The organism is Paenibacillus hunanensis (assembly GCF_034055775.1).
GTDB classification, from domain to species: domain Bacteria; phylum Bacillota; class Bacilli; order Paenibacillales; family Paenibacillaceae; genus Saccharibacillus; species Saccharibacillus hunanensis.
The window spans coordinates 1,756,620-1,778,707 of the sequence record NZ_CP139194.1 but is presented as its reverse complement, the minus strand read 5'-3'; the positions used below and the strand labels follow the sequence as shown (position 1 = coordinate 1,778,707).

Annotated in this window: 26 protein-coding genes; 4 read left to right on the top strand and 22 right to left on the bottom strand. The window is 42.5% G+C overall.

Translation table 11 applies throughout. The features are described 5' to 3' along the window. Window positions 1–41: 41 nt before the first annotated feature. Window positions 42–1,673, bottom strand: coding sequence for a hypothetical protein (locus SK066_RS07245; protein WP_320544189.1), 1,632 nt, complete (start codon window positions 1,671–1,673; stop codon window positions 42–44). Window positions 1,674–2,247: 574 nt separating this feature from the next. On the opposite strand from SK066_RS07245, the gene SK066_RS07240 reads away from it, so the two are divergent. Further along, a complete protein-coding gene (locus tag SK066_RS07240) occupies window positions 2,248–3,144 on the top strand; it encodes a sulfurtransferase (protein ID WP_320544188.1) in 897 nt (298 codons plus the stop codon). A 229-nt stretch (window positions 3,145–3,373) separates the two neighbouring features. On the opposite strand, the gene SK066_RS07235 is transcribed toward SK066_RS07240, so the two are convergent. From SK066_RS07235 to SK066_RS07215, 5 genes are all read right to left on the bottom strand, one after another. Continuing rightward, window positions 3,374–4,303 (bottom strand): VanZ family protein, encoded by a 930-nt coding sequence (locus SK066_RS07235; protein ID WP_320544187.1) that lies wholly within the window; start codon window positions 4,301–4,303, stop codon window positions 3,374–3,376. Window positions 4,304–4,587: 284 nt separating this feature from the next. Then, on the bottom strand, window positions 4,588–5,109 hold the full coding sequence (locus SK066_RS07230) for a hypothetical protein (RefSeq protein ID WP_320544186.1): 522 nt from the start codon (window positions 5,107–5,109) through the stop codon (window positions 4,588–4,590). Window positions 5,110–5,486: 377 nt separating this feature from the next. Beyond that, complete coding sequence (locus SK066_RS07225; protein ID WP_320544185.1) at window positions 5,487–6,038, bottom strand: HNH endonuclease; 552 nt, start codon at window positions 6,036–6,038, stop codon at window positions 5,487–5,489. Window positions 6,039–6,318: 280 nt separating this feature from the next. After that, window positions 6,319–7,473 carry a copper amine oxidase N-terminal domain-containing protein gene (locus tag SK066_RS07220; RefSeq protein ID WP_320544184.1) on the bottom strand — a complete coding sequence of 385 codons (1,155 nt, stop codon included), beginning with the start codon at window positions 7,471–7,473 and terminating at the stop codon, window positions 6,319–6,321. A gap of 254 nt (window positions 7,474–7,727) precedes the next feature. Beyond that, a complete protein-coding gene (locus SK066_RS07215) occupies window positions 7,728–8,279 on the bottom strand; it encodes an NAD(P)H-dependent oxidoreductase (protein ID WP_320544183.1) in 552 nt (183 codons plus the stop codon). A gap of 318 nt (window positions 8,280–8,597) precedes the next feature. Between SK066_RS07215 and SK066_RS07210 the strand changes: the two genes are divergently transcribed. Both SK066_RS07210 and SK066_RS07205 read left to right on the top strand, forming a co-directional pair. Next, a complete protein-coding gene (locus SK066_RS07210; RefSeq protein WP_320544182.1) occupies window positions 8,598–8,978 on the top strand; it encodes a winged helix-turn-helix transcriptional regulator in 381 nt (126 codons plus the stop codon). 114 nt (window positions 8,979–9,092) lie between these two features. After that, entirely contained in the window at window positions 9,093–9,884 is a 792-nt protein-coding gene (locus SK066_RS07205) for an SDR family oxidoreductase (RefSeq protein ID WP_320544181.1), read from the top strand. 498 nt (window positions 9,885–10,382) lie between these two features. On the opposite strand, the gene SK066_RS07200 is transcribed toward SK066_RS07205, so the two are convergent. From SK066_RS07200 to SK066_RS07165, 8 genes are all read right to left on the bottom strand, one after another. Beyond that, on the bottom strand, window positions 10,383–10,724 hold the full coding sequence (locus SK066_RS07200; protein WP_320544180.1) for a hypothetical protein: 342 nt from the start codon (window positions 10,722–10,724) through the stop codon (window positions 10,383–10,385). Between the two features lie 8 nt (window positions 10,725–10,732). Continuing rightward, window positions 10,733–11,164, bottom strand: a complete 432-nt coding sequence (locus tag SK066_RS07195; RefSeq protein ID WP_320544179.1) for an NUDIX hydrolase — start codon at window positions 11,162–11,164, stop codon at window positions 10,733–10,735. A 153-nt stretch (window positions 11,165–11,317) separates the two neighbouring features. Continuing rightward, complete coding sequence (locus SK066_RS07190; RefSeq protein WP_320544178.1) at window positions 11,318–11,758, bottom strand: hypothetical protein; 441 nt, start codon at window positions 11,756–11,758, stop codon at window positions 11,318–11,320. A 157-nt stretch (window positions 11,759–11,915) separates the two neighbouring features. Continuing rightward, complete coding sequence (locus tag SK066_RS07185; protein ID WP_320544177.1) at window positions 11,916–12,605, bottom strand: hypothetical protein; 690 nt, start codon at window positions 12,603–12,605, stop codon at window positions 11,916–11,918. Between the two features lie 24 nt (window positions 12,606–12,629). Then, a complete protein-coding gene (locus SK066_RS07180; RefSeq protein ID WP_320544176.1) occupies window positions 12,630–13,076 on the bottom strand; it encodes a hypothetical protein in 447 nt (148 codons plus the stop codon). Between the two features lie 89 nt (window positions 13,077–13,165). Then, window positions 13,166–13,615: an oxidoreductase gene (locus SK066_RS07175; protein WP_320544175.1), complete on the bottom strand. Its 450-nt coding sequence runs from the start codon at window positions 13,613–13,615 to the stop codon at window positions 13,166–13,168. After that, entirely contained in the window at window positions 13,612–13,968 is a 357-nt protein-coding gene (locus tag SK066_RS07170) for a DUF6794 domain-containing protein (RefSeq protein WP_320544174.1), read from the bottom strand. The genes SK066_RS07175 and SK066_RS07170 overlap by 4 nt, the downstream gene beginning before the upstream one ends. A gap of 57 nt (window positions 13,969–14,025) precedes the next feature. After that, entirely contained in the window at window positions 14,026–14,433 is a 408-nt protein-coding gene (locus SK066_RS07165) for a hypothetical protein (protein ID WP_320544173.1), read from the bottom strand. A gap of 574 nt (window positions 14,434–15,007) precedes the next feature. On the opposite strand from SK066_RS07165, the gene SK066_RS07160 reads away from it, so the two are divergent. Continuing rightward, the gene (locus SK066_RS07160; protein WP_320544172.1) at window positions 15,008–16,234 is read left to right on the top strand and encodes an FAD-dependent monooxygenase; all 1,227 of its coding nucleotides are present in this window, start codon (window positions 15,008–15,010) and stop codon (window positions 16,232–16,234) included. A gap of 325 nt (window positions 16,235–16,559) precedes the next feature. Here SK066_RS07160 and SK066_RS07155 read toward each other — a convergent pair whose 3' ends face one another. The 8 genes from SK066_RS07155 to SK066_RS07120 all read right to left on the bottom strand — a co-directional run bounded on the left by SK066_RS07155 (window position 16,560) and on the right by SK066_RS07120 (window position 22,087). Continuing rightward, on the bottom strand, window positions 16,560–17,093 hold the full coding sequence (locus SK066_RS07155) for a helicase (RefSeq protein ID WP_320544171.1): 534 nt from the start codon (window positions 17,091–17,093) through the stop codon (window positions 16,560–16,562). 144 nt (window positions 17,094–17,237) lie between these two features. After that, window positions 17,238–18,293, bottom strand: a complete 1,056-nt coding sequence (locus tag SK066_RS07150) for an ankyrin repeat domain-containing protein (RefSeq protein ID WP_320544170.1) — start codon at window positions 18,291–18,293, stop codon at window positions 17,238–17,240. A 385-nt stretch (window positions 18,294–18,678) separates the two neighbouring features. After that, window positions 18,679–19,515 (bottom strand): alpha/beta fold hydrolase, encoded by an 837-nt coding sequence (locus tag SK066_RS07145; RefSeq protein ID WP_320544169.1) that lies wholly within the window; start codon window positions 19,513–19,515, stop codon window positions 18,679–18,681. A 164-nt stretch (window positions 19,516–19,679) separates the two neighbouring features. Continuing rightward, window positions 19,680–20,147: a hypothetical protein gene (locus tag SK066_RS07140; RefSeq protein WP_320544168.1), complete on the bottom strand. Its 468-nt coding sequence runs from the start codon at window positions 20,145–20,147 to the stop codon at window positions 19,680–19,682. 18 nt (window positions 20,148–20,165) lie between these two features. Next, the gene (locus SK066_RS07135; RefSeq protein ID WP_320544167.1) at window positions 20,166–20,552 is read right to left on the bottom strand and encodes a pentapeptide repeat-containing protein; all 387 of its coding nucleotides are present in this window, start codon (window positions 20,550–20,552) and stop codon (window positions 20,166–20,168) included. Window positions 20,553–20,579: 27 nt separating this feature from the next. Next, on the bottom strand, window positions 20,580–20,960 hold the full coding sequence (locus tag SK066_RS07130; protein ID WP_320544166.1) for a hypothetical protein: 381 nt from the start codon (window positions 20,958–20,960) through the stop codon (window positions 20,580–20,582). A 462-nt stretch (window positions 20,961–21,422) separates the two neighbouring features. Continuing rightward, complete coding sequence (locus SK066_RS07125) at window positions 21,423–21,653, bottom strand: hypothetical protein (protein ID WP_320544165.1); 231 nt, start codon at window positions 21,651–21,653, stop codon at window positions 21,423–21,425. A gap of 35 nt (window positions 21,654–21,688) precedes the next feature. Continuing rightward, window positions 21,689–22,087 carry a TFIIB-type zinc ribbon-containing protein gene (locus tag SK066_RS07120; RefSeq protein WP_320544164.1) on the bottom strand — a complete coding sequence of 133 codons (399 nt, stop codon included), beginning with the start codon at window positions 22,085–22,087 and terminating at the stop codon, window positions 21,689–21,691. Window position 22,088: the final 1 nt, after the last annotated feature.

Below are 22,088 nucleotides of genomic sequence, written 5' to 3'. Positions count from 1 at the left end.
GCTAGGAGTCATTATATTTAATAGATATATATGGTCGTCAATCAGTAGCTACTTGAAGAAATATTATCAATTAACCCCTGTTCACACCAGTATTGTAGGGCGAATTCCTCCGCACCCGCTGGTGCTTCTCCTGTCAGCAAATAAGAATTGTATTTGTACAGCAGTTTCACTGCCTTTTGAAATAACGGCACAGCATAATGCAGCTGCACATCGCCGGTATAGCTAACATGGGTACGCGAATCATTGTCCTCGTCTGACTTGTAGCCGATCAGTACACTTTCGCTTCCATCAGCATGGACAGAGATCGAATAGAAATAATTTTCGTGCAATCGATTACCATGCTCATCCTCATATTCACGACCAACTCGAATAAGCGGCATCTGCGGCTCACCGTGGAACAAGGCACCGTGCTGTCTAAATGCGATAAACAGATCGTTCAGCCACAGCCCCTGATGCTCATCATCGTAAAAGTCATCATATGGCTGCACGAGCGGCAATGCCAGCAGCTCACGAATTTCCTTAGGCTCAATCAGTGTACGCGCATACTCATAATTGGAGGTGGCATGCAACAGCCCATTCCAGCCCTTCTGACATAGCTGCACAAAGTTTTGCGGAGCATGTCGATTAAGCGTATGCCACTCCGTATCGTTACCTTCGAGATAGCGGAACTTGATCGAAACCTGCCACAGATATGTAGAATCACCAGATAAAACGCCCGGTAAAATATCACGACTCTGCTCCACCGGCTCACTGCGGATCAGCAGTGCATGACGATCATCGTCTTGAATGTACACGCCCTGAAAACAGCCCTCCTCCTTCTCCTGCCCATAGGCGACCGCTCGAATAAATATCCGATCCATCCAAAATTCATAGCATGGCGCTGTATCTTCGGGATGACGCATGCAGAGCAAGGAAGCATGTGTCGTGCGGCGAATATTGACTGGATTAATCTCTGTATTTTCAAATAGGAATGGAACCTGAGGGATAGCCAGCGGATGCAAATAAGGCTGACGCAGCACAGGCTTCCCATTTAAGATCATGCGCATCATCTGCTTGCGCCATAAAAATGGCTCATCGTCGTCAATAATACATTCCGGATCAAACGCATCAAAGCGATTCACACCCGCCCACGCATCAGGAGAATCCATTCCTACCCAGTGTAGCTGCATACGCTGTTCACCGCGCACCTGTACTTCATATTGATCGGTCTGTAGGAGCAAACCGCCCATTAGCTCTCCGCGTATGATCAGCAAACCATGATTGTAATCGCCCCATAGCAGCTGCTCAGCATGCAGATTCCCTGTTACATACACCTCTTGCCCACCAAGTAACAGATACGGACACGACACATCGCCAAGCACAATCAGCCCGGTCGCTCCGTCCGTCTCCTCATTGGCAATCAGGCGATTCACCTTCAAATCACCTTCCACCACAACGAGCAAAATGGTGTCGATCTCTCTAGCTTCCCCCTCTTCGTCCTCGGTCGACCAGTGATCCTGCAAAGGATTGTCCAGATTCAATACATCCAGCTCCAGATTACCAGCGCAATACAGCACCCATTCATCCCCATATTCCTCCGGTTGACGCTCCAGCCAATCTGCAATAAGACTATCGGCAGGCAATTTATGTTGGATAGCGGCTAATTTTAGCTTTTCGAAATGTTGTGTATTCATCGCAGTTGCCTCCTTATATTGGAACATCGCTGTACAATAAGCTATCATGTAGGCTTTGGATACGGGTGGATCGAGATCAAACGACGTTAGCTCTGAACATGGTGAAGTCTGAGCCTGGTGAAGATCGTTAATAGAATCGTCTACTCCATAAACCTAATACTTGTCTGCACAAGAGGTACACAACGTTCTCGCTGGCGTGAAGAAAATATTAGTTTGGCTTCTATTTCTTATTCAGCTTATCATGCAGTGCTTCATCGTACCTGTAGCCTGCGTCAGGCATGCTTCTTACTCCGCAAGCTATGTCCATATAACTACTTTGCACCTATTGTAATGGAGGACATTGTGAATCACAACGGAACAGAGAACGATTTTCAGAGTGACATAGCCGCCTTTTACACTTCCGTTCTGGATTATTAACAGGATTCGGGTGTAAGATAAAGGACATATACGGTTCTAGCGGATAGAGCCTGTATTCTCCTGGCTGTAGTTTTTGGCTAAAGCTTGGGTTATAGCTGTATGTATTCGTTTGAGATATTTTACGATTGTATCCTACATATTGGAAGGAGCTTCACCTATGCAAAACACGGTATCAATTAAATGGCTGCTCGCTCGTCTGTACGAGCCTGATCTCATCGTCGCAGACTGCCGCTTCTGGCTGGACGCTCCAGAGAAAGGTCGCCAACAATATAACGAGTCTCACATCCCTCGTGCGATCTATATGGATCTGAAAGAAGATCTATCTGCACCAGGCAGCACGCACGGTGGACGTCACCCACTACCAGATCCCGAACACATCGCCAAAACCTTCGGTCGCGCTGGCATCAGCCAGGACGATCGGATCGTTATTTACGATGATAACAAAGGCATGTATGCAGCCAGAATGTGGTGGATGCTGACGTACATGGGACATACACAGGTGTACATACTGGAGCAGGATTTCAGCGCCTGGCAGCAAGCAGGCTTCCCTGTTACCGATGAACAGCCTGTTGTTGTACCGAAGACCTTCGAAGCGCGTCCACAGCCGCAAATGGTGGTGGATGTTGATTATGTACGGCAGGTATCGGGGCGTTTGTCGGATAAGCGTGCTTCTGCTACGGACAATGTGGATGGAGCGAATGCAGATGCTCCTAAGACGGTGCTGATCGACTCGCGTGCACATAGTCGGTATCTGGGATTGGAAGAAACGATGGATTCGAAGGCGGGACATATCCCGGGCGCGGTGAATTTCTTCTGGCAGGATGTGTTGACGGAAGCAGGAACGTTGAAGTCGGCAGAGCAGCTGGAAGAGCATTTTGCTGGATTAGATCCTGATGCGGAGATTATTGTGTATTGTGGGTCTGGGGTTTCAGCTTGTCCGAATGTGGTGGCGCTGAAGCAGATCGGGTATGAGAATGTGAAGCTGTATCCGGGGAGCTGGAGTGATTGGATTAGTTATGAGGAGAATCCGATTGCGACTGGTGAGGAAAAATAAAGTGATTAGCAATAGAGAAGCTCATATTTGATACGGGCTTCTTCTTTTCTCTACGCATCACCTATTCTCGCTATCATCTCATTTACTTAATATAGTATCCCTATTTGCTTCCATCCCTTTGATCTTGAAAAATGATAAATCAAACCATACTCTCTTACATCAACAAAAAAGAAGCGACTCCAAGCCAAAACCAACGCTTAGAGCCGCTTCTTTTCCATTTCATTTAACCTCATTCCCAAAGATGCTTCATTTCCCGATACCCAACATCCCATGCTTTCTCGTTTCCTTCTATCTTAATCTTGATCTCGTTGTCTGTGCCTTCTTCAAAATGCCACTCAAATGCCTCCGGTCCATGCCCTTGATATTTTTGAGAGTTGGTTAAAACTCTTCGCCCATCTACGTATAAGCTAATGTTGCCTTGAAAGTCGCCTTGCTCGGGAATGCCATATTGCATATAAAAATAAGCAATTTTGCCATCTAATTTGTAGCTATATGTCTCTGATTTTTTATTATTCGTATCGTATAGGTTGAATTGAGGCGTTACTTGTTGACCATCTACTTGAAAAGGCAGCAATTCTGCCTTTTTCGATGTGACTCCACTGCTGGTTTTCCAATCGTTCAAAGCCACAAATGGTCCTGGAGATGTAGCGAGGGCTTTATCAATGCCAGCGCCAACTCCCCATGTCATGATCAATAGAATAACAATCGAAATACCTATAGACACTACACTTCGCCAAATGTTTTTGGCACGACTTCCTATGCGGTAAGCTGCGAAACCAATTACTGCTCCAGTTGCATTTTTTAACACATCGTCTATATCAAAGCTTCCGCGTAGAGTCAAAGCTTGTATCGTTTCCAGCAAGAGAATGGATACCAGAAACCCTACAATGAATCGCACAAATGTCGTCCGATATAACAATGGAATCAATATGCCAAAAGGGATGAATGCCGCCATATTCCCCAGACTGACCACATCCATTACCGTCGGATGTAACAGTTCCCAGGGATTCGGCAATTTCAAAAAGTTATCAGGTAAAAAAATAAACGTATACTGATCGGATGCAGAATCGCCCCGCCCAAAAGCAAAAAACATAAAATACAAAATCAAAAGCGTATAGATAGTAGCTGCGGTGAAAAGAAGCTTGCGTTGTTTTGACATGATGATCTCCTTTAGTAAAAGCGTTTGAACAGTCTGTATATAGTAAGACGGACTATTTATCCTTTTTATATCTATGTACTGGAATCCAGATAGGAAGTACACTATCCCAAAAGTACAAGCGAATCATCACATAGCAAAAAGGGATTGATCGTATATCTTGACCAATCCCTCCATTATTCATTGTCTCATCATCTATTTTCCGATTGTTCGTTTTGTCGTTATTCGGTTTGTCTCTTCATCCGCATATCGTATCAAATGAGTGTACATACCCTGCCATCTCTTAGTCAGCTACTCCACTGTTTATAGCCCAACACAGCATAGTTCGGATTATTACTTGAAATGAAAATACGGAACTTCTTGTAATCGTTTCGAGGTAATTTCATCGCTTGCTTTTGCACTTTGGAGCTTGGTTGGAACGTAGCTACATATACCGATTCCCAGCCATGCTCTGTTTCGGCTTCCAGACTGAACGCGACGATTTGTTTATTTTGCCCCGGAAATGGGAATGCTGTGAATTGGACATCTGTAATGCCTTCTGCACCAAAGCTGATCGTCGAACGAGGTGTAGATTCAGCATTAAAGCTAGCAAGAACATAATAAGGTAGATTCGGAACAGGATCGCCCGGCTGTGGTGGTTCAGGGATCGTGATCGGCGCGCCCTGTATACTGCTTGTATTCGGCTGTATACCGCTTGCAACACTGTCCGCAAAAGCAGTCGATGCAGTCGAAGCGGATAGCGCTAACGATACACCTACAGTCAGAGCTAGCATAGAGGAGAGCTTCATCAGCGGTTTGAATGATTTCATTATTGTTCCTCACTTTCATTTGTTAGAATTGTTAATGCTTATGTTGCTTGTATGTTCGTCTTACACCTCTCCCCTCATGTATTCCCGTCTTAGGTTTGCTTTTATACATGAATAAATGAATTACGAACACGTTTAATGTAACATTTTTAGGAATAAATGGATATAAAATAAACAGCACTACTATCCCGTATGTGGGTAGTAGTGCTGTTTATTTCTTTCAGCCAAACGCGGTATCATTCTATCTCACATCGCAGCTATTAGCTTTGCAGCTCAATCTCTGTCGTGATCCCAATAAGGGATACCCTCGCTCATAATTAATTTGCGTAATCCATCCTTGGCAAAAGGTATCGATATTCATTTACGTATATCGGTGCTGTCTATTTTAATGTATCCTTTTCTTGCAAGTGGTTATAAATTGCCGCCATATAAGTTGACATCGTAATTTGTGCGCCTCTTCCCTTTTGATTCATGTGTATCCCTAGTTCTTTACTCATTCCACTTTTTATTTCTCCACTGTGTAGTAATTCTGTAATTTCAGAAATTCGATCCTGTAAACCGTACGTATTTAATTCTTTCATGACTTCTGCCGAGAAATTTTCAAACCAATTTTGCTTTTCAACCCAAATAAAAAACGCTTCCGTCGATCGAGTATTTGGTGCTTTATCGTGACAATCTATACACATCAAAAACAAATTAGAAACGTCATCTGACCCTCCAAATTGTTTAGCAATAATATGACAACGCTGCAAAGGAACATGTTCCCAAAGTGCCATCAACTCTTGACGAGTAGCATGTGGCTTTTTTATATCATATTTATCCCACCAAAACTTCCCGCAAGCCCAGCAACACGGTTCTCCCCAGTCCATACCTTTTTCGCTCAACCACTTCATCCAATATTCAAATATTTTTGCTTTTGAAGGCACTGACATGATATCACTCCTTTTCTAATTAGCTCATGATTTTGACATATTGTCGCTTATTTTTTAGCGTGAAATATCTTGATTGATGAATTAATGGAGTATATACGCTGATTAGAATATACACTCCATTATGTTCTGTTGTTCATTTTATGCTCATATTTCCCAAAAATAATTTAACATTTTTTTGTAAATATATTCGTAGCTGTATAGCCAGATTGGTGAGCGTAGAAAAATGGGAGGAATCAGATTTTCAATAATTATTCGAATCCCCTTCTATTGTCTATATATTTCAATCCAACTTATACGTATACACATGAACCGAATGATCGTAGGCAAATTTGTAACGGAACGATAGCGTGCCATTATTGTTTTTAACAAACGTAATGATGGAGCTCTCCGAAGTGTATTCAGAACGGTCAGCGGCAGCTTGGATTAGGAATTGTTTTTCTTTTGCTGGCAGATTCAATACTTCGTGTAAGTAGACAGCTTTGCCAGTTTCCCGATTGTACACAATCAGATGCTGGGTTTCGTACTCACGGACGATCAGGAATGGGGCTTCAGCATGCTCGACCAAATAGCTGTAGTCTGGATTCAGCTTCTGAGCCAGATTGTAGGATGATGTTTGTTTGCCCGTCGGTGTTACGAAATCGGTTTGTTTGCCGTTTGTGAATACATATTCGCCATTGCTGGTATCAATACTGGTATCTATGAAATCGCCGACGATAGGCAGAAATCCTTCTTTGATAATCTTATGATTGGCTGCAATGAGACGGTCTGTAGTACGAATCCGATTGTTGACACCTACTGCTTCGATGGCTTTGATATAAGCGGATGAATCGGACAATTTCTTCACTTCAACATCCGTCGAATAGTACAGATCGATTTTTACTTTGCCGATCATTTTTCCTTTTTGCTGTCCGATGGCTTGGTATATATTTTTGGTGTCGCGGTTGATCCAGTAGGTGAGATTCTGATCCATGCCCATCACATACGAGGAAGGCAGATAAATGCTCCGGTTGGCTGCATCCCATGATACGGTCTGCTTTAACCCGCTGGCAATGAATTTCAAAGGAAGATAGGTTACTCCATTGATAATCTGAGCGGGTACGTCAAGACTGGTTTTCTTGCCGTCTACCATCGCTGTTTTGCTGCCGATGGTCAGTTGGATGGTATGCTCGGCTCCGTATAGAGAGACCTTTTTGTTGGTAGCATTCCAAAATGTACGGAGACTGGCGTTTTGACCGATTTCACGAACAGGCAGCAGCACTCTTCCGTTATTGATATAGACAGGCTTGGTCAGGGTGACGCTGTAACGGTCGCCACCGAGTTCAATGCTTACTTCGTTTATTCGAACCATACTGTTCGCCTTGGCTGAAGAAGGCATTGGGCTATAGATTAGACATAGACTGGTGAGAATCAATACAGCTGTGATCCATTTACGCATATTGGACAACCTCCTAATTTATGTATGTAATGTTGATGACGTTTACATGTGTAAAAATGTTTCAGTACACCAAAAACACTCTTACGATTAGGCAAGAGTGTTTTTGTGTATTACAGACCTTATTTTGTACGATAAAAGAGGTCGTTTACAGTTATAGCGAGATCACTTACAGGTACTGATCAGAAAACAGGTTGTTGTTTTCAGCCTGTTATGCGATGTGAAAATCATATAACGATGCAACGTCACATCGAATATTATCCCTGTTCAACCACAGCAGAGCCATTACGAATATACTCGACATAATCAACAGCACTCTGCTCTACCTGTTCGTCTGTCGCCTGAAAAGAAGCGCCGAAAAAAGCAAAGTGCGGAAGCTCGATAGCACCGACATGATGAAGACTTGCTTTAAAAGGAGCTAGAACCTGCTCTACGGTAAACTGAACCGAGCCACCTGGCAAATAGTTAACTTCGTGATTGCCGATGGACATAGCGACACTAAAATATTTACCTTTCAAACGATCTCCTGTCGATCCATATGCCCAGCCGTAAGCGAATACTTCATCCACCCATTTTTTCAGCAGTGGCGGATAGCTATACCAGTATAGTGGAAATTGTAAAATGATATGGTCGTATTGCTCCAGCAATTGCTGTTCGCGGGCTACGTCGATCTGCCAATCAGGATATTCTTTGTATAATTCATGCAAAGTAATTTCCTGTGGATGCTGCAACAATTCCTGCTGCCAGCAGCGATTGACCCGCGATACTTCCAAATTTGGATGTGCCAGTATAACTAGTGTTTTGCTCATATTCTATTCTCCTTCGCCGTCTCTGTAATGGTCATGGGGTATATATATCTTCCTGCTTTTCGGAATATCCTCATTATGCTACCATCCGTTCAGGATGAAAATACACACAATGAAGTAAGATACTTACCTGAAGGTATGTACTGGACGTTAATCATCGTCTGTGCCAGAATAAAGTTTTAAGGTAATGGAATTATGTACATTGCACAGACGTACAATCAATTGTCCATTCATAACGTCAGAATTATCTTTTCCATACATCCACATGCATGTATCCTTACGACAATATATTGGCAAACTGAAATGAAGAGGAATGAGATTATGAAACAATACAATCTGGGCATTGAAGCTACATTGGAGATTATCGGCGGCAAATGGAAAGCCCTAATTATCTGTCTGCTCATGACCGGTGTCAAACGAACCAGTCAGCTAGAACGCAGTATCACAGGCATTTCGCAAAAGGTACTCATTCAGCAACTACGCGAGCTGGAACGCGATGGTCTGGTGGAGCGCAAAGTATATGAGCAAATGCCGCCACGCGTCGAATACAGTCTGACTCCATATGGCGTCACTGCCATCCAAATTGTGGAGGTTATGTGCGCATGGGGAACGAAAAATATCCATATGCGCCAGCAAGCTGGTGAAGAGATTGAATTGCTGGAAGAGGAGCTAGCCGCGTCTCATGCTCCCACCTCCAAGTAAATCCATCGGCAGTTTGTCGAACCATCCTCTTCTCCCATGATTGACGTTCTCCCTGTCCGGGTAAATGCAGTACGAACAGGAATGAGAATGATCAACGAACAGGAGGATAACGACATGCTAGGGAAAAAGACCATTTTCATCACAGGTGCAGGAACCGGACTCGGAAAAGGCGCTGCCATTGGACTTGCACAAAAGGGACACCACGTTATTGCTACCGTTGAAACGATCTCTCAGGTTCCGCCATTGCAGGACTATGCCAAAGAACAGGGTTTGAATATCGATGTGTTCAAGCTGGATGTGAATAATCCGCTGGATCGCGCTCAGGTAGATAAATATGACATTGATGTATTTGTTGCCAATGCTGCGATTGGACAGGGCGGGCCACTCGCTGAACTACCAGTCGAGAATCTACGTCAAATTTTTGAAACGAATGTATTCAGTTCATTAGAGCTGGTACAGCTCGTTGCCAAACAAATGGTTGCGAAGAAAAAAGGCAAAATCATCTTTATTAGCTCAATCGCCGGTCTGAGCGTAACGCCATATCTCGGACCGTATTGCGCATCCAAGCATGCGGTTGAAGCGATTGCGCAGGCACTCAAAGAGGAGCTCGCTGAATTTAATATACAGGTTGCTACGATCAATCCAGGTCCGTTCAAAACTGGATTCAACGATATGATGTTTGCCGAAAAAGAAAAATGGTACGACGAAAAGACCAATTTCACCAAACGTGCCGATCTGCTAAAAGGCGAAAAAATGCTCGCCCAGCAATTTGATCCACAGGATATGATTGAGAAAATGGTTGAAATTATCGACGCTAAGCACCATCCATTCCGCAATGTGTACCCGGAAGCTTCCGAGCAGCAGGTAAAGGAATATCAAGCGAAGCTGTGGGAAGAAAAGGTGTAACGAACATAGCTGAATGATAACAAGTGAATAAGACGAGTGAGTGAATGAATAGAACAGATTGCATATACACAGTGCCTTTTCGCATATGTCCTTGAATATAAAGGAAATAGCGAAAAGGCACTGTTTTGCTTAATGAGCTTACTTTGCAGGAGCAGCTATTGATTTTGTCTGAGTTGCGTATGATCTAGTCTACTATAGATTTGGCGTAGTAAATTTAAATCATCACCTGTATCCCTTATCTCTGCTCATTTAAACAACAGCATATAAATCCACATGAGCTTATGGTAATGACGAACCATTTTTTCGGAATGTCTTGCTTATGATAAATCACGTAATCGTGGAGGTAGGCGTTTTTATTTTCGCTATCATATAGATAATATGTAGTTTAATTATTCCTTCATCGTCTATATCCGGTTCAACATACCAATAAAATAAGCGATTGGAACGTATCATCTTGCGTTTTTATTTTTTTCTAACTCCCATGCTTCCCCTCCAGCATTAATTTATCTTCTGGCTAGTTGCGTACCAATCTATAATCTCTTTCCATGTTCGTTCTACGTTTCTATTCAATCTTTCTCTGTCTTCTTCTTTAAAATCATGGGGATCATATCCATACCATATAAGACAATGAATCAAAAGATTTCGAATCTCGATCATTGATCCTTGCAAAAGTAAATCTAATATTTCTGTGGTCAAACGATCATGCTCATCATCTGGTGCTCCATGTTCCACTAAATGTACAGGATCAAACCGATTCACGATTTTTCTTAACTCTAAAAACATCTTTGAATCCTTTGCCACATGTATCGCATTATTTTGAGAATTGTTTTCTATTTTCATCTATTCTCTCAATCCTTTCGACCTTGATTATGATACATCACTCCATCTCCAGTTATGAATCCCCGTAACCCATCTTCATAATAAGGCATCAATTGCTCCGCCTGCGCGATATCCAACCAGGCGATCTCTGCGATCTCATCCGCTCTAATTAATTGTTCCAAACCACCGACAATTTCACCTTTAAAGGTAATGAATAGTACATGCTCCTGCTTTTCCACAAAGACGCGTTCTTGGATCGCTACAATTCCATGAACTTGAATATCCAGCCCGGTCTCTTCTTTCGCTTCTCGAATTGCTGCTTGCTCCAGAGACTCATGATCCTCCACCGCTCCACCCGGCAAAGACCAGCGGTCACCAGCAGGGTCTATGTTGCGAACAGCTAAGACTTTAGCTTGGGTTGCATCGGTAATGAAGGAATAAACTACGTTCACTCTGATCATGATTTTGTGCTCCTTTAATTTGTATGTCTTCATATGGTTAAATATAGCTTTCAAATCTTTGATACTGTTTTGAAATTGGGATCTATTGGAGTCATCCTATGCTTCTAAACATAAAAAGATTGACCATATCCCACTATAGAGGCTAGCTCCAGATCAAATTCCTAGCAGCTCTCTATATTTCGCCTCTCTCATTCGTTTCTTTTCTACTTTTTCAAGGTCTGTTAGTTGACTGATCCGCTCATACGAAGTCAAACCTGTTTTCTTTAAAATCTGCACGTCTACTTCCATACACCAATCGTTTATATTCAGATGCTGATCATAGACCTCCCCGGGCTCCTCCTCTGCATTGACGATCACTATTTCTCCATCATCCAGAAAGATAGAATAGTCTAATTCCTGTGTTAATATACCCTTAATTTGACCTAAAATGGGATGAGTAATCTGTAAAATTACAGCTTCAACTTCTTCATCTTCTATCGACAGCGCTCCATTGGCAAAAGAATGTTCTTCCTTTTGTAAATAAAATAGATCCGTGTCACCTACAATGATCGATTGATCCAGCCTATACCAGCACGGGTTCCATTTCATAATCATCAGCAAGCTTTCCCCTCACAATCCAGCAATTTCAGACAATCTCTATTCTTCAATCGTAATTTTGATTTCTTTCCTCATCTACAGAAATCGAATAAAAATTTCACCTTACACGATGTATAAACCCAAGCAAGCTATACTACCAAAACATCGATGGAATCTACAAACCAGCCGCCTTTACTATACTTTCCGTCAACTGATCCACAGCAAACCATGTCAATGCATCGTCTTCTGCCATCCTACTCCATGCCACCACAAAATGAATCTGACATAGCTCTCCAGCAACAATCGTCGTCATCGGAACCTGCAAACCGTACTTGGAGCTCCACACTTTACTATCTGCATTACGTATACCGTGCATATCTTGACCAAACGACAACGGCACACCATCACCCTGATCGCGCCGCAGCATTAACATATCCCGATCCTGTGTACCCAGATGCAGTCGATATACTTCGTTACTATACTGAGCAGCCTCTAAATTTTGCCCTGTATCTGAGCCGTAGTCTGTCCATGTATATCCCTCCTGCCAGTTAGCAGCAAATGTACACTCGGGTATAACTCCGTCCAGCTTTGGCTTTAGTCGAAAGACAGCTGCCCAGCACGCTTCTACACTCATCCCTTCAGGTAATTCAGGCGTAAGCTGACAAAGAAGTAGCTCGCATTCCAGCGTATCCTGCTGGTATACATACAACAGCGTATCGTTCTCTAACGTATAGCTCCGATCAGGATGAAGTGGCTGCTCAGATAACGAGACGGACAGTTGAATGGTGCCTAATGGCGTATGTATTTGAGGTGCCATGCCATGCTGCTCCTGCATTATAGGTTGTTGCACAGGGAATAAATTCATGCTGATTCCTCCCTTTTCTACTCGCTAAAATCGATTATCAAACTTCCATTCTTCATTTACCTTGATGATCGAATACGCCGTTTGATCCGTTTCTCCATTTTCCCACTTTCTTGTTACATAGATATGAACCTCTGTATCACTCACTTCATCGATCTCATCAATCGTGCATGCAACAAGATCCAAAGTATTTTCACTAATGTGTGCGTATATCTTTTTCATTTCGGCGATGCTTTTATTCCCACTGCGATCACCGGAACACCACTCATACACTCGTTTAACAAAGTCATCTGTAGCAAATGTGCTCCATTGATTAATTTCATTAAAAGTTTGAAAATAGCTCGCGATCGTAAGCTCAAGCGCCGAATTTTTGGCGTGTAAGCCATTTACCTGCACATTAGGTTGAGCACTTACCTGACAGGAGCATAGCAGGATCATTATAATCAGCGCTATACCTAGTTTAAAATGATTCATATTAGAGCCCCTTTTCTGTTTCGATCTATCATTCTATGTATAAAAATAGTAATCGAGCTCTACGTTACTGGCAGTGTATGAGACGGACATTAACGACTCCGCTCATTTGTCGTATACGTATTGCGTAGTTCACGCTCGTATTCGTCCCATGTAAAAGTAAATGGCCCCAGCGGAAGAGATCGATCATCTGGCTCGATTCTAAAATCTTGCCAGGTTACTAGATTACCTTCGCGTTCTACCAGTACTGAAATAAAACCACAGTCCTCATCCCCGCACCATGAGCATACCATCAGTGGATAGCGATGATATAAGTAAGGATGCAGTTCATCTAGCAAAAAGTAATCGATATTTTGTTGCTGAAACTGCTGAATCCCCCAGCCAAAGCATGGAATCCGCTCATGCTTTTTTAGCATCTCATGCATCGATCTCCCATCTATGAGCACATCGACAAAAGATTGGCTTTTGTCTCCAAATGGATGATCATTGGAATCAGGGCTTGGATATACACGCTTCGTTTGGAAACGATGAATTTTTTTCATTCTGTTCGTACCTTCTTCCAGATTTTCTTTGTAATATGATCAGAGATTTCGTCGTCCAATGTTAGAATCGGATACCAAAACTCATAGCTATCCAGTGCATCTTTATAATTGCCTCCTGATCTTTCAACTTCATCTTTAATCCAACTTATTTTAAATTCTAACAGCAAATTCGGTACTCGAATTTGATCCGAAAGTTCATAATGATTGCGTATGTACATTCCCAATGAGAAATGCAAACCAATTGTATTATCCATCTCCCTTAGTTTCTCTTTCGTTGCCTCGTCCAAGTCATGCTCCAATATGTAATCGATCAATTCATTCAAAGAATCAATTACAATCTTTTCCTTTTCCATCGTTCACCCACCTTTATCCTATTCAACATACTGACGATGGTTGATCGATTTAGGTTGCTAATCAGCTTGCTTATCGGTATGAACTGCTTTGACATAATCAGGACTAAAAAAGATCACCACTACCGATTTTGGTGTTCCTTCAGACAATACGACTCTGACCAGCTTGTCTTTTAATTTCCAGTTGTACCCTTCAAACTCTTGATCTTTCGTATATATACCTTCACCGTATTGGCTTTTGTATTGTTCATAGACTTGATTCAGATTTTTTAATCGTGTCTGATGATCAACTTCCGCATTGTATTTAAAATCGATAATCGTAGTGATCGCTTGTAGACCGCCGTGATGTTTACCAAATGAATAGTAAATTTGTGCTTTTTCACCGATATCAGTAGGCGCATCATATTTTAGCTCGTTTTGTGTCTTCTCAATCAATTTTAGATGTACAGCCTGTTCTACTTTTTCCATTGGCGTGTTCCAGGCTAATGGTTCAGAATCAGTTGATTCTTTACAGCTACATAATAGTAATAATACTAACAACCATGCTATCGATTTGAGCAAACACTCCACCTACTTTGCTTGAGCTTCTATTCGTTTTACTCGTTCTCTCTTATACCCTAGCGACGTACTACGCACCATTTCCTTTACAAATTCCGTTTGATTTCTGAATGATCAGGTGGATACATATGAATTAAGATGCGTACGATTCTCGTCCCTAAAGATTTGCTTCGATCCGGCTATTTCTTTGTCATAATTCTGTATCCAATCCGCTGGCTAGTAGGATAAACGAATTCTCATGCTAATCCCTCCCTTTTCTACATACAATTTTACTCTATTCACCAGAAGAGTACATGCACAAATTCAACCTCTTTACTTCGTATACTCCTGCATTACTGCTTCGACTTGGTCGCATCGGGTAATTGTAATCAACCCTAGTTAACAACTGTAGCTAACAAGCACTAACCGTAGATAATAACGATTCATTTTATCTTTATTAATCTCATCTACAAAAGCACAATGATGTGCTGAGAGGAGCAACAGCATGAACGTTCACAAAGCACTCATTTCGGGTGCAAGTATTGCCGGGCTCAGCACGGCCTTCTGGCTGAGCAAAGCAGGCTGGCAGGTCACGATCATCGAGCGCGCGAGCACATTTCGAGATGGTGGGCAAAATGTTGATATACGTGGTATTGCACGCGACGTTTTGCAAAAGATGGGATTAGAAGAGCAGGTCCGCAAGCAGACAACAACCGAGGAAGGAACGGCATTTGTTAATGAAAAAGGACAGATTGTGGGTGCTTTTCCAGTAGAGGATTCAGATGGGATGACCGCTGAGCTGGAGATTCTGCGTGGTGATCTGGCACGTATCGTGCTGGAGGCACTTCCATCCCATGTGGATATTCGGTACGGAGAATCGATTGAACAGGTGACAAATCATTGGGATCATGTCGACATTCAACTGCATTCCGGTCAAACGGAAACGTATGACTTGCTCGTCATCGCGGAAGGTATTCGTTCTCGTACACGCGATCACGTATTTGGAGACCGTGTATCGCGCAATGAGCTTGGTCTGAATATTGCGTATGGAACGATTGAACGGGAAGCCGAAGATGACCGCTGGTGGCGCTGGTACACAGCAACAGGTGGTCGCCAGATTTCTCTGCGTCCTGACAATCAGGGAACAATTCGCGCAATGCTTGCCTTCAAGGATGACAAGCATAATCTAGCATCACTGCCTCGTGAACAGGCACTCGCAGAATTACAGGTCATTTTCGCTGGAGCTGGCTGGCAGGATGAGCGTGTTATTCAAGGCTTTGCGACATCGAAGGATGTGTATTTTGATTATTTAACACAAATTAAAATGTCCACGTACTCCGAAGGTAGAGTATGCGTGACTGGCGATGCAGCATGGTGTGTCACACCCATTGGCGGTGGCGGTTCTTCGCTGGCATTGATCGGCGGCTATGTACTGGCAGCCTTCCTATCACAAGCCGAATCCAATGAAGTAGCGAGCATCCAGACCTGTCTCGACAAATACGAGCAATGGATGCGCCCGATGGTCGATAAAGCACAAAGCTTACCACCCGGTACGCCGGATCTCTTTTACCCGCAAACGAAGGTTGGCGTAGGTACGATGCAAACTTTTATCCGCATCGCCAGCTTCGGTCCATTCCGCAAGCTAGCTTCGCGTATCGGTCATGTTGCACGTACAAAGCAGGAGCTACCTGAGATTCGAATGACGCAAACTACGCCGCAGGTATCCTTATAGTGCTAGTCGCATATCTTTACGGTGCTGGTGATATGCTGTATGAGTAGATCGGTTACTCCTATGAACGAAAGCCCCTACAAAGGCAACTAAGAACAGACGCGTCACCGCATGTATTCGAATACGTTTCATTTAAGCCATATACTGCCTGGAGTTATATCGTCCCCTATAGGAGAAAGGAATGCTGTGCTTATTCCGATCTCATGTAGGGGATTGTTGTGTCTGTAGCTATCCATCCAATCAATAGATTGAACATATACACATACACCTATTGCTAATGATCTCGTTATCATTTCGTTAATGTCCCTCCCCAGTTATATCCAACCTCTCATTTTACGAAAATGAATCGATCATCTGCATTCCAGCTATGCAGATCATCGGCGCAATAACCACGCAGCCACAGCTCGCCGTTCATATGCCGTAAATAGAAGCCTTTCGGGAAGATATCATCTTCACTAATCGCCTCCGATGCTACAGTGACTGAGCCAGAAGGCGCTTGATTCTGTCGTGCGTCTTTTTCCACATCTTCCGGCTGATCTGTATACTGCATTCTCAGATAAGGTGCCAGCTCAAGCGGACATAACTTTAAGCCAAGCTGCTGAGCCGTAGCGAAAATCCGCTCGGTTGTTGTTCCATCTGGAAACCCTAGATTGCTAACTGCTAGCTCCACCGTTGATACGCGATATGGAGTAGATGAGATTATGAATCGATTATCTGCAAGCAGCGTCTCCGCATATGTATTCAGGTGAATCGCGTTCTGATGTAATTGCTCAAGTAGTTCGTTTCTGTTCCATCCACCAATCGTGACCATACGCTCGATGACGGGACAATTCGGATAGATATTTTCTTGTAAAACAGACATAAGTCGTGTGCTCCTTTCAGCAAGAAGTATCATTTCAAACAAAAACCATCCTTTCTCAAGCTTTTATCCGTCTCAAAAAAGAATGGTTTTATTATCCAGGCTCTTCGCTCAATACAGCAAAAGCATATCCCTGTTCCTTTATCATCATCTCCGATAATCCGGCTCTGGCAGAGCGATTGGCGTTGGATTCGCCAGCACCCATTTCACAGCCAGCTCGCACAATCTTGCTGGCGCTTCATAATCATTTCCATGCTGAAGATCCTTCGCTAATACCGCTGCTTCTTCAAGCCATTCAGGCTCCAGCGGAACACCCATGCTGAAATAATGCAGAACCGCCTTGAGCATTTTGCGAAATTCTTTATCCCAGTTGCCACCACCATTATTCATAATCTCATACGAGATTTTCCCCGTCACCCGAATGACCTCACCCTGCACCGTCTGTGCAGCACCTTGAGATGGAACCAGCCAGCTCCATAGCTCATCGTGCTGCTCTTGCCATCTTGTTTTCGATACGGTGATCGGCGAGACACCATCATGCATATGGCGCTTTTCGACGGGTGTTACATCGAAGATCTCATATAAACGTCGCAGCGCAGCATCCGTCTCGTCGACAGAATCCTTATTGAAGCCCGCTCGATGAAATTCAAAGTTCGCTCCAATGCGCTCTACATACTCCTGCATATCAGGCGTTCTGACTGCTCCGGCTTCCAATAGCATCTCCGCAATCGGTGCCATCCCTGTAATATTGATATTCGAGCAGCGAGACAATGCTTCTTGTAGCGGTGTTTGACCTGACTTATTCACCGCATTCACCTGTGCACCACGATCCAGCAGCATACGCACCGTATTCGGATGAAATGACGTTGCTGCCCTAAATAGCGGAGTCTCTCTATCGCGATCCAGAGCTTCGATATCTGCACCCAGCTCGATCAGCAGCTCGGCATGTCCACACCAGCTTTGCGCATGGCTGTGCAGCGGTGTTTTGCCATATTCATCTCTTGCTTCAATATCTGCACCATGCTCCACTAGCCAGCGAATCCATTCCGGTGAGATGGAATAGAAGCTCAATGCGGGCTGTTTGCTATAGCCACCATAAGCATTAATGTCACTTTTAGTAAATACGTCTTCTAACACATTCAGATCGCCAGCTTTGACAAGCTCATCAAAATTTTTCGGTAATGTTTTTCTTTTCTTAGCCATATGTATACGCGCTCCTTATACTCAAGTGATATCGTCTTACATTATTTCATCTAACATAAAGTAAACCGCTGATCATATATTGCTTTTCTAACTTATCAATCTACCTGTATTCTGCAAACTCTAAGTCAATCTACATATGTATTCAGATACCATTATCCAATCTATGCTGCACTTCAACAACCCTGCAATCGGCACTATTTTTGTGATCCTACATCCTTGATCGCTCTATCCTTTGCTATGTATGTCTAAGTCTATCTTAAAAAAGGAGTCTTCCAATCAATCTCAACCCCACCAGCAACGAATTACAAATAAAGCGTCAATATCCCAAAAAGGAATACCAACGCTCCACTTTATTTTTCACTTCTTATTTTGCCCATCTCAACCATTAAGCATTAAACGATACCTTCAAAAAATTGTCCACATATCGGTAAAATAATTCCGGCTCACTCAAATGCACATTATGATCCTCGGTCGTCATCTCATAGGGCATCACACAAGATAACAGGCTCTTCATCTTCTCCCACTCGTCATCCGGTAATGATTCACTGTTATGCGCCCGCACAACCAATGTCAAACAAGTAATCTGCTCCAAAATATGATACCAGCTCACATTGTGCAATATATTCGCTGCCATTGCCTGTCGACTGAACAAAAAGGTAACCCCTTCCTCCATCTCCACCAGACTTTTCATAAAATACTGGCAGCTAATCTCTGTATCCTGCGTTGTACGCAAATACTGCTCTGCCGCAGTTCGACTAATAAAAGGCAACGGCCAATCTGCCGTCACCGGATCAGCTTCGGGTAGTTGCTCCAGTGGAATGGATACTCGCTCCTCTGGCCCAAACGCTGCTTTATCCAAAATCGCCAGCGAGATGACTTTGTCTGGATGAGCTGCTGTTAGATAAGCGCCTACCTGCCCACCAAGTGAATGTCCGATCACAATTACGTGTTCTACTCCAAGTGCATCCAGCAGCTGATACGCATCATCAGCCAATTCCTCTGCTGTATAGCGTCCTAAAGGCTTATCACTTAGCCCATGCCCACGATGCTCCGGTGCAATAATCCGGTATTGACCTCCATATCGCTGCATAAAGTCATACCATGTCTCTGCTCTTCCATATCGACCATGTAGGCAGAGAATGACCGGGCCTTCTGTATGCGTGTCGAGATAAAATAATTTCACTTCACGTAGCTGTATCGTATGTCGGTGGATATTGATCATATGTAGGTTCCTCCAGTGATGTGGTGATGCGTGATTATACATATTTACTACTTCGTCCCCAATAAGCCTAGGTATAGTATTTGGGGTGTTCGAGTAGCTCTTTTGAGCGTGTAATCCATGCTTGTGAATCTTGTGAACGGGCATTTTGCTCCAATTGATTTAACTTATTTAATATGAAGTGTGTATATTGATTCTAGACTAGTATAGTATGTTTCTCTATCAAATATCATACAATTCACTTTATCGAACCACTTAACTTTAGTTCCAATATCGATCATGCCTGTATTTTGATTACATTCACTATTATCATATCCTATACGATTCCAAATTATTTTATCATTGGATCTGATTACTTCTGCCACGATAATAGTGCATGATAAGTCACAATCATCTGGGCACATCAAAACAGGGAGTATGCTTGGAGAATCATCTGAATAAAAACGTTCAACAACAAGCTTTGCCTCTTTGCTATCCATCCAATCGACGATCATAGGAATGAGTCCACGTAATAATTGATCAGGATAGAGCTTTTGAAGTAGTTCATCTAATGGCATTCCATCGATGATTATTACGGTATGTTCAGCATCTATGTACATAGTCTTCATCTGGACAACCTCTAATATATTCAGCATTTTACTACCTCCTTGCTTCTATAATCCCTCATTAATCATGCTATATAAATCTGTAATATCCAACAAGTATGAATGAAAGTAGTTTCTCTCAAATACAACATGATCCACTTTAGCGTTTTTGAAATTAGTGGAACATAGAGCGCAATCAAGAAAACGAGAACAACTTAAATCTGCACTTTCAAACACACAAGTTTTCAAATTGCATGCTTTAAAATTAGTTTCTCTAAACACCGATCCTGTAAAGTCCAGCGCTAGATCGCAATATTCAAACGTCATCCCACTTAAATCTAAATACTTCATCTCGCCTGTATCCTGAACTTCAACGTTTATAAAATGATTATAGCCGCTTTGGATATAATGCATGAATTGCTCCAGTGTAATTTCTACATTTGTTAGTTTTTTCATATATTTATAATTTTACTCCTTTCTTTTTTATTGATTCATATCCTTGTGACACATCTCCCTAGCAACTTCAAACTTGATCCGATGCGTTTTACTTAGCCCTTTGATGTAATCATTGGTCGTACAGCTACTATAGTCAACTAACTTCGGACTCCCTTTCTCTTTTACGCTAGAATATTGCTCATACTCAATCTCCATACAAATAATAATTTTGCCATCTACTAATAACGTAAAAAAATCTGTACCGTCATCAGGTATCCAGTACAGTATATACGCAGTAATAAAACGACCCACCACTTGCTCTATACATGTTCTTAGAAGTGTTCCAACTTCAGTGTTAAAAATATAGTCATGATTTCTTTGAAGCTCTGCTCGATAGGCTTGCTCAGTCATGGTTCCTTTGAGTCTCATAGCAAAGCCTCCTTTTTGTATGTACTGGATTGCAATTGACATTTTATATTGCTTTCAAACTATTGTTTATTAATAATTCCATGAACTCTAAAGTATCCAATGGAGCCAGCTCTTCGTAAAAAATGCCACCCACCATTCCATGATAAGTTGCATATAATTCTCTCAAATACTGTTCTGCCATTGAAAACTTCTTTTCAAAATTTATTTTATAATTCCAATACGATCCTATACCATGCCAATCTATCCAGCCAATATCAAGCTCGCCTGCTCAAGTTCCCCTTGTTCATCTAAATAGTTTAACATTTCCTCAATATCCACATCATTCATCGTTCTCAAAATGATCAAATGCTTGATATGTAAACCTGGTGGATCTAAATTAGATTGGCTTAAATGATTTGCTAATTTTTCAGGCGTCGTTAGTAAGCACCATCTTTTTGTTCCATTGCTAAATTTTAATGTCGTCTAGATCAGATCGTAATTTTCTACAGAGTCATCCAAATTCCAGCTTTTCAAAATAGGAATATCTGCCTTGCCCTCAACGAAATAACGTTTATCTATCCATACTTGCTTACTATGATCTCCAATCACTCTAAATTTATCAGTTTTTTCTTCAATGACTTTATAATGTTTCCCTTTTGTAATAGCATGCTTGTAAACGCCTATATGAGTACAGGTCACAACGGTGACATCCATCTCATCACATCCTCACCTTAAATAAATAACACAACTCAATCCCAATCCATATAATAACTTACACCCAGCTTCCCACCTTCACATTCAGGACAACCTAGACAGTCAATCTCCACCTCACGCTGAAACGGCTGCTCCGGCATCTTTGTATGGCAACGTGGACAATCATAATGATTCGTATACGACTGCGTCTGCGACTCGATATGTAGATAGACTTCATTCAGCAAGTATCCGCAATGCTCACAAGCATACACCCCTTTATAACAAACGACACTGGCATCTTCCTCATGCATAAATGCCTTTATCTGTTCACGTCCTTCCTCCGGCTTATACCATTCCAGAATAGATCGCAAATCCAGAAATCGAAATCCGATGCCGAAAAAGACATTTTGACTATACTCACAATTTGTACAGCTTAATGTTGCTGCTACCCCCATA